The organism is Pseudonocardia benzenivorans CB1190, from assembly GCF_000196675.2.
Taxonomy (GTDB): Bacteria; Actinomycetota; Actinomycetes; order Mycobacteriales; family Pseudonocardiaceae; genus Pseudonocardia; species Pseudonocardia benzenivorans.
On record NC_015312.1, the window covers coordinates 1,727,907 to 1,740,115 of the forward strand.

The window sequence follows — 12,209 nt, forward strand, 5'->3', positions numbered from 1 at the left end:
AGAGGACCCATGGCTGTCATCGAAGAAGGCGGTGCCGTCGGACGGGCGCTGCGGTTCGTCCCGGAGGCCGAGCGCGTCGCGTTCACCCCGAGCGCGCCGCAGGCCCCGCCCGCGAACCGGACCGTCGTCGTGGTGGGCCTGGTGCTCGCCGTCGCGCTCGTCGGGGTCGTCGCCGAGGTGGCCGGGCCGATCATGGCCGGCACGTCGGCGCTCGGCCTCGCGCTGGGCTTCACGTTGTTCCACTCCCGCTTCGGGTTCACCTCCGGCTGGCGCCAGCTGGCCGCGGTGGGACAGGGCGCGGCCGTGCGCGCGCACATGCTGATGCTCGCCGTGGCCTGTGTGCTGTTCTCGATCCTGCTCGCGGGCGGGTTCTCGCTGGCCGGGACGCCGAAGCCGGCACTGGCCGGGGTCGGCGTCCCGCTGCTGGTCGGTGCGTTCCTGTTCGGCGCTGGTATGCAGGTCGGCGGCTCGTGCGCGTCGGGGACGCTGTTCGCCGTCGGCAGCGGGCAGACGTCGGTCGTCCTGACCCTGTTCGGGTTCGTCGTCGGCTCGGTGCTCGCGGCGGCGACGTTCACGTTCTGGACGGTGACGATCCCTGCCGGGCCGTCGATCTCGCTGGCGCGGACGTTCGGCTATCCGGGCGCGCTCGCGTTGTCGCTGGCGGTGATGGCGGTGGTCGTCGCGGTGACCTACGTGGTGGCCTGGCGCCGCACACCGCCACCCGTCCAGCGGCCGGCGTCGGCGCGCGGCATCGCCCGCGTGCTGCGCGGATCGTGGCCGTTCTGGGTCGGCGCGGTCGCGCTGGCCGTCCTCAACGCCGGCGTGCTGTTCGTCTCCGGCGGCGCGTGGGGCGTGACGTCGGCGTTCGGTCTGTGGGGCGGCAAGGTCCTCTCGGGGCTGGGTGTCGACGTCGCGAGCTGGGCGTATTGGCAGGTGCCCGCGAACTCGAAGGCCCTGCACAACTCGGTCTTCGCCGACCGCATCTCGGTGCTCGACTTCGGCGTCATGATCGGCGCGCTCGTCGCGTCCGCGCTCGGCGGCGCGTTCGTGCTGCACCGGCGCGTGCCGTGGAGGCCGGCGCTCGGCTCGGTACTGGGCGGCGTCGCGATGGGCTACGGCGCCCGGCTCGCGGGCGGCTGCAACATCGGTGCCTACTTCTCCGGAATCGCGTCGTTCAGCCTGCACGGCTGGATCTGGGGCGCGGCTGCGCTGCTCGGGACGTTCGCGGGGCTGCGGCTGCGCCCGTTGTTCGGCCTCACCAACCCCAAGCCCGGCGACTCGATCTGCTGACCGTCGGGGACACCCACAGGAAGGAACCATCATGATCGTCCGCAGGATCGCGGCCGTGACGGTCGGTGCGGGGGCGCTGGCGTTCGCCGGTGCCGGTCTCGCCCAGGCCGAGGAGGCCGGTGCCGCCGGCGTCCCGGCGGCCGCCGAGCCGTCCGGGGGCGGAGCAGTGCCGGTGCAGGTGCTCCAGCCGTTGCCGCCGTTGCCCGTTCCCGACCCCACCCTCGGCCTGGGCGCCGTGCTGCCGCCGGTGTTCGACCTCCTCGGTGGGCTCGGCTGATCCCGAGCCCACCGCAGACGGACGCGGGTGCCGTCGCGCGCGACGGCGTGGCGGCACCCGCGCGTCGGCCGCCGGGCCGCCCGTCGGGTGCACCCGGCCGTACCGATGAGTCCGGGGCGGTCGCGTCGTCACATCGCTGTGGCGACCGTCGTGTTCGATGCGGGCGGCCCCGACGACGCCGTGAGCGCCCGGGTCCGTGCACTCCTCGGTGCGGGCGCCGACGTGGAATGCGACCTCGCGGCCCTCGCCGCGCCAGACGCCCGCGCGCTCGACGGCCTGCTGCGGCTGGTGCTCGCCGCCCGCGGCCACCGGGGCAGGCTGCGGTTCGTCGGCGTCCCGCAACGGCTGACCGACCTGCTGGTCGCCTGCGGTCTCGACGACGTCGTCGACGTGGAGCCGCGGCCACCGCCGGCGGCGGCCCGGCGGTGGCGACCCGGCTGCGTCAGCCGAAGAAGACGGCGGCCTCGGCGTAGAGCGCGGGATCGACGAGCTTGAGCTGCGCGGTGGCCTCCTGCAGCGGCACGGTCACGATGTCGGTGCCGCGCAGCGCCGTCATCTGGCCCCACTTCTCCGCCGCGACCGCGTCGATCGCGTGCAGGCCGAAGCGGGTGGCGAGCCAGCGGTCGCGCGACGTCGGGGTGCCGCCGCGCTGGACGTGGCCCAGCACCGTCGTGCGGGCCTCCTTGCCGGTGCGCGACTCGATCTCGCGGCCCAGCCAGTCGCCGATGCCGCCGAGCCGGACGTGACCGAACGCGTCCTTCTCGCCGCTGAGCAGCACCTCGTCGCCGTCCTTGGGCATCGCGCCCTCGGACACGACGATGATCGGCGCGTACTCGAGCCGGAAGCGGCTCTCGACCCAGTCGCACACCTGGTCGATGTCGAAGCGCACCTCGGGGATGAGGATCGCGTTGGCCCCGCCCGCCATCCCCGAGTGCAGCGCGATCCAGCCGGCGTGCCGGCCCATGACCTCGACGATCAGCGTCCGGTGGTGCGACTCGGCCGTCGTGTGCAGCCGGTCGATGGCCTCGGTCGCGATCGTCACGGCCGTGTCGAAGCCGAACGTGTAGTCGGTGCCGGCCAGGTCGTTGTCGATCGTCTTCGGCACCCCGACGACGTTGACGCCCATCTCGTGCAGCTTCGTCGCGACGCCGAGGGTGTCCTCGCCACCGATCGCGATGAGCGCGTCGACGCCCAGGTTCTGCAGGTTGTGCTTGATCCGGGCGACGCCGTCCTCCAGCGCGAACGGGTTGGTCCGCGACGAGCCGAGGATCGTGCCGCCGCGCGGGAGCAGCCCGCGCACCGCGGGGATGTCGAGCGGCTTGGTCAGTGCCTCCAGAGGGCCGCGCCAGCCGTCGCGGAAGCCGAGGAAGCTGTAGCCGTACTCGGGCACGCCGCGCCGGACGATGGCCCGGATGACCGCGTTGAGACCCGGGCAGTCGCCGCCGCCGGTCAGGACGCCCACGCGCATTCTGGTCGCTTCCTCTCCATCGATGCAGAAGGTTCGCGAGCAGAACGCTATCCGGTCGGGTCACCGGCCGCGCGGCCCCGGGTGGCGGGCACGCCTGGCCCCGCCCGGACGGGTGTCGCGGGCGGGCCCGGCGGGTCTCGGCCGGCGCCGGTCAGACCTCGCCGATCACCGTGTCGACGAGCCCGTAGTCGCGCGCCTCCTCCGCGGTGAACCAGTGGTCGCGGTCGGCGTCGGCGATGATCGTCTCGACGTCGCGGCCGCTGTGCCGCGCGGTCAGCCGCGCGATCTCGCGCTTCATCCCCGCGGAGGCGCCCGCCCGGATCGCGATGTCGGTGTGGGTGCCGCCGAGCGAGGCCGACGGCTGGTGCATCAGGATTCTGGTGTGCGCCAAGGCGTGCCGCTTCCCGGGCGCGCCCGCGGTGAGCAGGAACTGGCCCATCGACGCGGCGAAGCCCACGGCGTAGGTCGCGACGTCGGGCGCGATGACCTGCATCGTGTCGTAGATGGCCATCCCCGCGGTCACCGATCCGCCGGGCGAGTTGATGTAGAAGGTGATGTCGGCCGCCGGATCCGCGGCGGCGAGCAGCAGCAGCTGCCCGGTGATCCGGTTGGCGATCTCGTCGTCGACCTCCTTGCCCAGGAAGACGATCCGCTCTTCGAGCAGCCGGTCGAAGACGGGGTCGCCGCCCATCCCGACGCCGACGTGCTGCAGCACCGCGCCCGCGGTCGGCGGGGCCAGGGGCTGCGTCGGGCGGGTGGGCGGAACCGGTCTCGGCGGCACGGGCAGCGGGAGCGGTGCCGGGCGCGGCGGCTCCGTGGCGGTCTCGGTCTCGGTCCCGGTCGGGGTGTCGGTACGCGGCACGGTGCTGTCCCCTCGTGAGTGGCGATGGTCGCGTGAGCGACTATCGGCGCTCACGGGGGCTCTTCGGGGGTGTGTTCGCCCTGGGCCGCACGGCGTTCGCTCGTGGCGGACGGCGGGCGCCGAGGTTTCCGGCGCCGCCCTCCCGGGTACCGGGGCGCGTGGCCGAACCCCTGGACGACGCGCATGCCCGCCCCGACGGCGCCTCCGACGAGCTGGTCGCGGCCGTCGGGAAGCTGTCCGAGGCCTTCGAGCGCATCGAACGCGCCCGCGGCGCGCTCTACGAGGCGCACCAGCTCATCGGCGGTGCCGACGGGATGCTCGACGACGTCATCGAGGGCCTGCGCACGACCGGGCACGCCGACTGGGCCGAGCGGATCGAGACCGAGCTCGTGGGCCGCAACGTCCTGCCCGGCCGGTGGACGTTCCAGGTCGTCGAGGAGTTCGACGACGGGTACTTCCGCACCTGGCAGGACATCGAGCGCGGGGTGCGGGACGCGACCATGAAGGGTCGCCGGCACGTGTTCGAGGCGGAGATGAAGCGCCGCCGGATCACCCCCGGCGGACCCGCCCAGGACCCGACGCCCTGAGTGGCGGCCCCGACGGTCAGCCGCACACCGCCGGATCGGGTGCCCCCGCGCCCGGCGAGCGCTCGAACGAGATGTGCACGTGGTCGAAGTGGTTCTCGGTCGTGCTCCCGCGGTTGGCCATGCGCACCCACCCGGAGCCGTAGTTGATGCGCTGCTCCCAGATCACGTAGCTGATCCCGAGCGCCTCGCGGTTGCGCAGCGCGCACTCGGCGATCCGGTCGCCCCTGGAACCGGTCACCATCAGGTCGAGCGCGAGGCCGAGCGGATGGTCGGAGACGCGCCCGCGACCCGCCACACCGATGAGGTCGGGCTGGTCGTACAGGCAGGACAGGAACCGCGCGGCCGCCGACACCCACGGCCGGACCCGGCCCAGGTCCGACAGGTCCACCGCGCACTCGACGCGCGCCCGGGCCTCTGCCGCCTTCCGTGCGACGTCGGCCAGCCCGGCCGCCTTGATCAGGGACTCGGCGTCGGCGGACCCGGGGCCGGGCTCGCCGGGGACCGTCGCGGCGACCGGGGTGAACGAGCGTGACCGCGCCGCGGCCGCGACGGGGCCGGCCGGGGTCGCGTCGCCCGCGGCCAGACGCAGCGCCGTGCCCGTGTCGGCGACCTCCGGTGGGCCGGTCCCGGTCAGCGCCGTGAGGGGAACCGTGACGGCCAGGGTGCCGCCGGCGAGGGCCGCCGCGGTGATCGCCTGCCGCCGGGGCGCCGCGGGGGGCGGGGTCGGCCGCGCGCGGCCCGGCGACGAGGTCCGGGTGGGCGCCGAGGCCACGGACGTGCGGGCGCGCGCGGGAGCCGTCGCCGTGCGGCGGACCGCGACCGGGGTCCCGGCCGGGGCCGGGTCGAGGTCACGTCGCGCGCGCCGGCCTGCGGGGGAGCGGTGCCGGGACACGGACCTGCCTTCCGACCACGCGCCGGCCGGACGCCCGGCCTGGGGAGCCGGGTGGACCGGTGTCCTCGTCCGTCGGGGAGCCGACCGCCGTGATCCGGCCGAAATGTAGCGGATCGGTCACAGCAGGTCACAACCGGCACCCCGACGGGCGTGGCCTCGGTCAGCAGGCGACGGGCGTCCCGCCGGGCGCCGACTTCGCAAAGGAGACGTGGACGTGGTCCATGTGGTTGGCCGTCGCGCTGCCGCGGTCCTCCATGCCCTTCCAGCCGCTGCCGTAGTTGATCCGCTGCTGCCAGATGACGTAGGTGATGCCCAGCGCGTCCTTGTTGCGCAGCGCGCACGCGGCGAGCCGGTCGCCGACCGACTTCGACACCATGAAGTCGACGGCGAGCCCGCCGGGGTGGTCGGAGGCGTTGCCGCGGCCGCCGACACCCAGCATCGTCGGCTTGCCGAACAGGCAGCCGAGGAACTCCGCGGCGTTCGCGACCCACGGCTTGACCCCGCCGAGGCCCGACGTGCTCAGCCCGCAGCCCGCGCGGGCGGCGGCGGCCTGCGTCTCGGCGGCCTTGCGGTCGGCCGCGGCCTTCGCCTCGGCGGCGGCCTCGGCGTCGGCGGCGGCCTTCGCCTTCGCGGCGGCCTCGGCGGCCTTGCGCTCGGCGTCGGCGCGCTGGGTGGCGGCGACGGCGTCGGCGTGCTGCTGCGCCTGCTGCACCGCGGTGACGACGGCGGTCGTGTCGAACGCGGGCGGCGGTTCCTGCGCGGTGGTGCCGGTCGTCGTGCCGGTCGTCGTCGTGCCGGTCGTCGTGGTCCCGGCGGGTGTGGTGCCGGGGGCGCCGTCGTCGAGCTGCAGTGCGGCCGCGCTGTCCTCGGGGGACTGCGGGAGCGTCGCGACGGCGCCCGCGAGGGTGAGCGCGCTGCCGGCGGCCACCACGACGGCGGCCACCTTTCGCACCCGCGGCGGGATGCGCCGCAGGCCTGTGGGGCGCAGCCCGTCGGCGCCGAGGCCTGCGACGCCCGGCCCGGAGTCGCGGTCGGCCCAGGCCGTGTCGTCCGCGGGGTCGCCGTCGTCGTCCCGATCGGGGCGGTCGTCGAACGCGGTGAACAACGACGTCGGTGCGTCGTCGTCCCGGTCCTGCGCATCGATGGCGTCGGGGGTCTCGCGCGCGGTCGAGATGCCGAACGGCGGCGTGTGCACACCGGGGGTCCAGAATTCGGGCGCCCAGATGTCGACCGCGGTGTCGGCGGCGACATCGTCGGAATCGCGCGGCGCCGGGATCAGGGCGGCGCCGGACCGGGTCACCGGTCGGTCGGCCACCGCGACCGGGCCGCCGGACGCGGTGACGCGGGCGAGCGTCTCGGGGGTGAGGGCATGACGAGGGCGGGTCGCACCGCCGGAGCGTTGTCGGGCGGCCGCCAGCGCGGCCTCCAGCTCCGGTCGTGCGGGCCGGCCCTCGGGGGAGCGATGCCGTGCCACGACGAACCTTCCTGATCACGTCGACGGCGGGCGTCCGGCTCGGGGGTGCCGGCGGAGTGGGGAGTCTCCGTGCCCTGCGTGACCGTTTCGTGATCCGGGCCGACGTTAGGTCGGGTTCGGCGCGACCGCGTCCGGCGACCGGACGCAAAAGCCGAGTCGCCGCAGACGCGCGACGAGCGGCTGCGTTGCCGTGAGACGGATCACTTTCCACGTGACGGCGAGTCGCGGCGGTCACATCGGGGCTCGCTCGTCGCGACGTCCCGGTGCCGCTGTCGGCCGACGGTCGGGCGGCCGGGACCGACGGCGCGCGCGTAGGGTCGCGGCCGCCCGTACGGCCGACCGGTGGAGGAGTGCAGTGCCCGACAGCGCCCCGGTTCCCGACGCCGCGGTTCCCGCCGCCGCGGGGGCCCGTGCCTCGGCTCCCGGTGTCTCGGTTCCCGGCGCATCGGGCCCTGGCGCATCGGGCCCTGGCGCATCGGGCACTGGGGCCCCGGTTCCCGGTGTCTCGGTTCCCGGTGTCTCGGTTCCCGGGCCGACCGTGCCCGGCGGGCGAGAGGCGCCCGGCGACCCGCGGGGGGCGCTGCGCGCCGACTGCGCCGCGTGTGCCGGGCTGTGCTGCGTCGCACCGGCGTTCGCGCGGTCGTCGGACTTCCCCGTCGACAAACCGGCCGGGACGGCCTGCACCAACCTGCGCGACGACTTCCGGTGCGGGATCCACGACCGCCTGCGCGACACCGGCTACGTCGGCTGCACGGTGTTCGACTGCTTCGGCGCGGGCCAGCAGGTCGTGCAGGTGACCTTCGGCGGGCGCGACTGGCGCACCGAACCGGAGCTCGCCCGGCCGATGTTCGCCGCCTTCGACGCGATGCGGCTCCTGCACGAGCTGCGGTGGTACCTCGCCGAGACGCTGGCGACGCCCGCCGCGGCCGACCTGCACGGGCGTGCCCGCGAGCTCCTCGCCGACACCGAGCGGATCGCAGGCCTGCCCGCCGACGCGCTCGCGGCCGTCGACGTGGCGGCCCGGCGCGTGCAGGTGAACGAGGTGCTGGTGCAGGTCGGGGAACGGGTCCGGGCCGCGTCGCCGGGGCCGCGGCCGGACCGGCGCGGCTCCGACCTCGTCGGGGCCCGGCTGCGCGGGGCCGACCTGCGCGGGGCGAACCTGCGCGGCGCCCTGCTGCTCGGGGCCGACCTGCGGGGTGCCGACCTGCGCGGCGCCGAGATGATCGGCGCGGACCTGCGCGGAGCCGACGTCTCCGGCGCGGATCTCGCGCAGGCGCTGTTCCTCACGCGGTTCCAGGTGCACGCAGCGGTCGGCGACGCCGCGACGCGCCTGCCCGCGGTGCTCGACCGCCCGGCGCACTGGACGGCTCCCCGCGGTCGCGACGGCGGCCGCCGGGCCGCGCGCCACCGGCGCTGAGTGCGGGGCCGCGCGTCGTGGGCGGTGGGCGCGGGGCCCGCGGGGGTCGTGGGGGTCGTGGGCGGTGGACGCGGGGCCCGCGCGTCGTCGGTGCTGCGTGGGGGTCGCCCGGCTCGCGCGGTCAGCTGTCGGTATCCGAGCGGATCGTGTCCAGGGACGGTACGAGTCGCGCGACGCGGTCGGGGTCCGAGAGCGCGTCGATCGCGACGATCAGCCCGTCCGACACGGTGAACGCCATGATCGTCTCGGGGACGCCGTCCGGGGCGACGACGACGCCCGGCATCCCGTTGACCAGCACGCGCCGCGTCCACGGTCCCATGTGCGAGAACATGATCGCCCGCGACGCGACCGTCCGGGCGCCCCGCACCTCGACCGTCGCCGCGGGGCGGCGGGTGCCGCCGTCGGACCGCAGCACGACGTCCGGCGCGAGCACCGCCACCAACGCCTCGACGTCGCCGTCGCGGGCCGCGGCGAAGAAGGCGTCGACGATCCGTCGCCGCGCGGCGGGGTCGGAGTCGGGCCGCGGCGCGGAGCCCTGGACCCGGCGCCGGGCGCGGCTCGCGAGCTGACGCGCGGCGGCGGGGGACCGGTCGGTGAGCGCGGCGATCTCGTCGAACGGGACGGCGAACATGTCGTGCAGCACGAACGCGAGCCGCTCCGCCGGGTCGAGCGCGTCGAGGACGACGAGCAGCGCGAGCCCGACCGAGTCGGCCAGCAGCGCCTCCTGCTCCGGGCCGGGCTCCTCCGCCGGTCCGACGACCGGGTCGGGGACGTGCACGCCCTGCGGTTCCTCGCGCCGCGAACTGCGGCTGCGCAGCATGTCGAGGCACACCCGCGACACGACCGTCCGCAGCCATGCCCCCAGCTCGTCGATGCCGTCGGACCCGGTGCGCTGCAGGCGCAGCCAGGCCTCCTGCACGGCGTCGTCGGCCTCGGCGACCGAGCCGAGCATCCGGTAGGCCACGGCGCGCAGCCGAGGCCGGTGCTCCTCGAACCGGCGGGCGAGGCCGTCGCCGGCGGTGTCGTCGTGCAGGGCGTTCGGGCTCATCGGTCACATGCCTCCGTCGGGGTCCGTCATAGCAGTGACGGCGCCGGAACGGCCGGTGTGACCGTCGTTGCCCCAGAGTTGCCCACCGAGTTGCGCACCGAGGAGACGAGACCGATGACGACGACCGAGACCTCCGCGCTCACCGCCCGGATGACCCACCCCGTGATGGTCCTGCCGGCCACCATGAAGGCGCTGCTGGCGCTCAGCGGCTCGACCGAGGGGCACGGCATCCCGAAGGAGCTGCGCGAGCTGGTCCACCTGCGGGCCAGCCAGATCAACGGCTGCAGCGTCTGCGTCGACATGCACGCCCGCGACCTTCGCGGCGGTGGGGAGGACGCCGCGCGGCTCATGACGGTCGCCGCCTGGCGCGACGCCCCGTGGTTCACCGCCGCGGAGCGGGCCGCGCTCGCGCTGACCGAGGCCGTGACGCGGCTCGCCGACAGCCCGGACCCCGTTCCCGACGACGTCTGGGCCGAGGCGGCGCGCCACTTCGACGAGGAGGCGCTCTCCGCGCTGCTGGTCTCGATCGCGGCCGTCAACGTCTGGAACCGGCTCAACGTCGCGACCCGGCAGGTCGCGGGCGTCGTCCCGGCCTGACGGGTTCGCCGCGCCCGACCCGCCGGTGCGTCGAGCGCAACCTGGGCGTCCTTGTGCGGCTGATGTGCAGCGCTGGGGTTGCGCGCGGTGGGTCGAGCGCAACCTGGGCGTCCCCGTCCGGTCGATGTGCAGCGCCGAGGACGGGCGCCCCGGGACGGCGGGCGAGCTCGACCGCTGCGACCTCCGCCGGCCGGTCGTCGGTAGCGGCCGCCACCCCCTTCACAGGGGTCGTCAGAAGCGGCCGCCACCGCCGCGGCGGCCGCGGGAGGCGGAGCCGCCGAAGCTGCCGGGCGACCGGCCGCCGTGGCCGCCGCCCCCGAAACCGCCGCCGTAACCCCCGCCGCCGTAACCCCCGCCGCGGTAGCCCCCGCCGCCGCGCAAGGCGCCGGACAGGATGCCCCCGAGGACCAGGCTGCCCAGCTCGACGGCCGCGCCGCCGCCCCCGCCGGAGGGCCCCGACCAGCGCGCGACGTCGGCCTGCGCGAGCTGCAACGCCTGCTGGGCCATCGACTCCGCCTGCTGCGCCGAGCGGAGCGCGACGGCGGGGTCGCCGCCGGCGGTCGCGGCCTGCAGGTGCCGCTGCGCCTCCGCGAGCCGGGTCCGGGCCTGCGCGCCGATGGCGCCGCGCCGGGTCGTGACGAAGTCCTCGGCGGCGGCGACGGCCGAGCGCGCGGTGACGAGGACCTGGTCGAGGGCCGCGGCGGTGCGCCGGTCGCGGTCCTGCTGCTCGCGGGCGTCGGCGATCGTCCGGTCGAGAGCGGCGTCGGCCTCCTCCAGCAGGTGCAGCGCGGCGACGGGGTCGGGCAGGGGGGCGTCGGCGGCTGCTGCGGCGGCGTCCAGTGCGGCCCGGGCCCTGGCGACGACGGCCCGGTCCGCCGACGGCAGCGTCGCGGCCTCGGCGAGGTCCTGCTCGACCTCGGCGCGTGCGGCAGGGATGCGTCCGGCGGCCTCGACGAGCTCGCGATCGCGGCGCTCGACGCCGGCGAGCAGCGTCTCGGCCTGAGTGACGGCGTCCTCCGCGGCCCGCCCGTCGACGACGGCCTGCGGCGGTGTCGCGAGCCGGGCCCGGGCCTCGGCGATCTCGGTGGCGGCGTCGGCGAGCAGCGCCTTCGCCTGGTCCAGGTTGCCGGCGACGGGTTCCAGGCTCGTCGCGGCCCATCGGCGGCGCAGCTCGTCCCAGGCGGCCTCGACGGTGGCCACGCTGCCCGTCGCGGCGGCGACCCGCGACGCGACGCCCTCGACGTAGCCGGGGGCGTCGGCCTCGAGGCCGCGCAGCCGGTCGAACGCCTCGACCTGGGCGTCGAGCCGTTCGTCGGCCGCGGTGGCCAGCCGCAGGATTTCTGCGTGCATCCGGCGCTGCGTGGGCTCGTCCTCGGGCACGTCGTCGTCGAGCTGCTGGCGGATCTCGAATGCCGCCAGCATGTCCGCACGGGACGCGTCGAGCGCGGCGGCGAACGGTGCGACGGGCTCCTCACCGAAGTGTGCCCGCGCCGCGGAGAGCTCCTGTTCGGAGGTGCGGACCGCGTCGTCGACGGCGATGAGCGCCTGGCTGGAGCGGTAGCCGAGGTCCTCGGTCGACTCGCCGGGGAAGGGGTCGGGCGGCCCGGCCGGCTGCTGCGGGGCACCGGCCGGGGTGGTGGCCTCCGACGTGGTGGCAGCCGAGCGGCGCCGCCGGGTGAGCAGCCACGCCCCGCCGCCGACGATCACCACCCCGCCGATGACCAGCGGCAACGCTCCGGTGCCGCTGCTGCCCCCGGTCCGTAGCCCGTTGGCCATCGCGACCGCCGCGCCCGACCAGTCGCGGGCGGCGAGCTTCGGCTCGACCTGCTCGGCGGCGATCGTGTCGACGGGTACCGGGAAGCCGTCCTCGACCGAGTAGCCGTAGGCGCCGTCGTCGGTCGCGACGGCGAGCAGGACGTCGCGCGCCCCCAGCTGGGACTGCACGGCGGTGGCGTGCGCCCAGTCCTCGCCGCTGCGGCCGTCGAACGAGCGGACGTAGACGACGAACAGGTCGTAGCCGGTGTCGGTGCGCAGCCGGGCGATGGCGTCGGTGACCTGGGCGCGCCCGGAGGCGTCGAGCGCGTTCGCCCGGTCGGTGATCCGGTCGGCCGCCCGTAGCGGCGCGTCGGCCGACGCGAGGCCTGCCGACATCGTGAGCAACGCGACCACCAGCGCCGCGAGCAGCGCTGCGGGGGCGAGGAACCGGCGCACCGGGATCTCCGATCGTCGAGGGGTCCGCATCGGACACCGCCATCATCACGCGTCGGCGCCCCGGCCGGGCGACGGGCCGGGTGCTG

General features: G+C 75.9%; 12 protein-coding genes. 6 read left to right on the plus strand and 6 right to left on the minus strand.

The features are described 5' to 3' along the window. Positions 1 to 9 precede the first annotated feature (9 nt). The 3 genes from PSED_RS08350 (at position 10) to PSED_RS08360 (ending at position 2,062) form a co-directional block, all read left to right on the plus strand. On the plus strand, positions 10 to 1,290 hold the full coding sequence (locus tag PSED_RS08350; RefSeq protein ID WP_013673810.1) for a YeeE/YedE family protein: 1,281 nt from the start codon (positions 10 to 12) through the stop codon (positions 1,288 to 1,290). A gap of 31 nt (positions 1,291 to 1,321) precedes the next feature. Continuing rightward, complete coding sequence (locus PSED_RS08355; RefSeq protein ID WP_013673811.1) at positions 1,322 to 1,567, plus strand: hypothetical protein; 246 nt, start codon at positions 1,322 to 1,324, stop codon at positions 1,565 to 1,567. A gap of 138 nt (positions 1,568 to 1,705) precedes the next feature. Further along, positions 1,706 to 2,062 carry an STAS domain-containing protein gene (locus PSED_RS08360; RefSeq protein WP_041759410.1) on the plus strand — a complete coding sequence of 119 codons (357 nt, stop codon included), beginning with the start codon at positions 1,706 to 1,708 and terminating at the stop codon, positions 2,060 to 2,062. Here the strand turns inward: PSED_RS08360 and PSED_RS08365 are convergent. Both PSED_RS08365 and PSED_RS08370 read right to left on the minus strand, forming a co-directional pair. Further along, positions 2,010 to 3,035: a 6-phosphofructokinase gene (locus tag PSED_RS08365; protein ID WP_013673812.1), complete on the minus strand. Its 1,026-nt coding sequence runs from the start codon at positions 3,033 to 3,035 to the stop codon at positions 2,010 to 2,012. The genes PSED_RS08360 and PSED_RS08365 overlap by 53 nt on opposite strands. A gap of 151 nt (positions 3,036 to 3,186) precedes the next feature. Further along, the gene (locus PSED_RS08370) at positions 3,187 to 3,726 is read right to left on the minus strand and encodes an ATP-dependent Clp protease proteolytic subunit (RefSeq protein WP_041760737.1); all 540 of its coding nucleotides are present in this window, start codon (positions 3,724 to 3,726) and stop codon (positions 3,187 to 3,189) included. 329 nt (positions 3,727 to 4,055) lie between these two features. Here PSED_RS08370 and PSED_RS08375 point away from each other — a divergent pair, with 329 nt between their 5' ends. After that, positions 4,056 to 4,484 carry a hypothetical protein gene (locus PSED_RS08375; protein ID WP_013673814.1) on the plus strand — a complete coding sequence of 143 codons (429 nt, stop codon included), beginning with the start codon at positions 4,056 to 4,058 and terminating at the stop codon, positions 4,482 to 4,484. 16 nt (positions 4,485 to 4,500) lie between these two features. Here PSED_RS08375 and PSED_RS08380 read toward each other — a convergent pair whose 3' ends face one another. Together PSED_RS08380 and PSED_RS35485 are read right to left on the minus strand one after the other, a co-directional pair. Further along, positions 4,501 to 5,376 (minus strand): VldE C-terminal domain-containing protein, encoded by an 876-nt coding sequence (locus tag PSED_RS08380; protein WP_013673815.1) that lies wholly within the window; start codon positions 5,374 to 5,376, stop codon positions 4,501 to 4,503. A gap of 160 nt (positions 5,377 to 5,536) precedes the next feature. Beyond that, on the minus strand, positions 5,537 to 6,850 hold the full coding sequence (locus PSED_RS35485) for a VldE C-terminal domain-containing protein (protein ID WP_013673816.1): 1,314 nt from the start codon (positions 6,848 to 6,850) through the stop codon (positions 5,537 to 5,539). A 538-nt stretch (positions 6,851 to 7,388) separates the two neighbouring features. Between PSED_RS35485 and PSED_RS08390 the strand changes: the two genes are divergently transcribed. Continuing rightward, positions 7,389 to 8,267 (plus strand): pentapeptide repeat-containing protein, encoded by an 879-nt coding sequence (locus PSED_RS08390; protein WP_013673817.1) that lies wholly within the window; start codon positions 7,389 to 7,391, stop codon positions 8,265 to 8,267. A 121-nt stretch (positions 8,268 to 8,388) separates the two neighbouring features. On the opposite strand, the gene sigJ is transcribed toward PSED_RS08390, so the two are convergent. Further along, complete coding sequence (gene sigJ / locus PSED_RS08395; protein ID WP_013673818.1) at positions 8,389 to 9,315, minus strand: RNA polymerase sigma factor SigJ; 927 nt, start codon at positions 9,313 to 9,315, stop codon at positions 8,389 to 8,391. Positions 9,316 to 9,429: 114 nt separating this feature from the next. On the opposite strand from sigJ, the gene PSED_RS08400 reads away from it, so the two are divergent. Further along, positions 9,430 to 9,912, plus strand: a complete 483-nt coding sequence (locus tag PSED_RS08400; RefSeq protein ID WP_013673819.1) for a carboxymuconolactone decarboxylase family protein — start codon at positions 9,430 to 9,432, stop codon at positions 9,910 to 9,912. Between the two features lie 231 nt (positions 9,913 to 10,143). On the opposite strand, the gene PSED_RS08405 is transcribed toward PSED_RS08400, so the two are convergent. After that, a complete protein-coding gene (locus PSED_RS08405) occupies positions 10,144 to 12,153 on the minus strand; it encodes a TPM domain-containing protein (protein WP_063821890.1) in 2,010 nt (669 codons plus the stop codon). Positions 12,154 to 12,209: the final 56 nt, after the last annotated feature.

What these genes read in the sequence shown, in the direction of transcription:
- PSED_RS08350 (WP_013673810.1), top strand. Translation starts at nt 10, where the DNA reads ATGGCTGTCATCGAAGAAGGCGGTGCCGTCGGACGGGCGCTGCGGTTC.
- PSED_RS08355 (WP_013673811.1), top strand. Translation starts at nt 1,322, where the DNA reads ATGATCGTCCGCAGGATCGCGGCCGTGACGGTCGGTGCGGGGGCGCTG.
- PSED_RS08365 (WP_013673812.1), bottom strand. Translation starts at nt 3,035, where the DNA reads ATGCGCGTGGGCGTCCTGACCGGCGGCGGCGACTGCCCGGGTCTCAAC.
- PSED_RS08370 (WP_041760737.1), bottom strand. Translation starts at nt 3,726, where the DNA reads ATGGGCGGCGACCCCGTCTTCGACCGGCTGCTCGAAGAGCGGATCGTC.
- sigJ (WP_013673818.1), bottom strand. Translation starts at nt 9,315, where the DNA reads ATGAGCCCGAACGCCCTGCACGACGACACCGCCGGCGACGGCCTCGCC.
- PSED_RS08400 (WP_013673819.1), top strand. Translation starts at nt 9,430, where the DNA reads ATGACGACGACCGAGACCTCCGCGCTCACCGCCCGGATGACCCACCCC.
- PSED_RS08405 (WP_063821890.1), bottom strand. Translation starts at nt 12,153, where the DNA reads ATGCGGACCCCTCGACGATCGGAGATCCCGGTGCGCCGGTTCCTCGCC.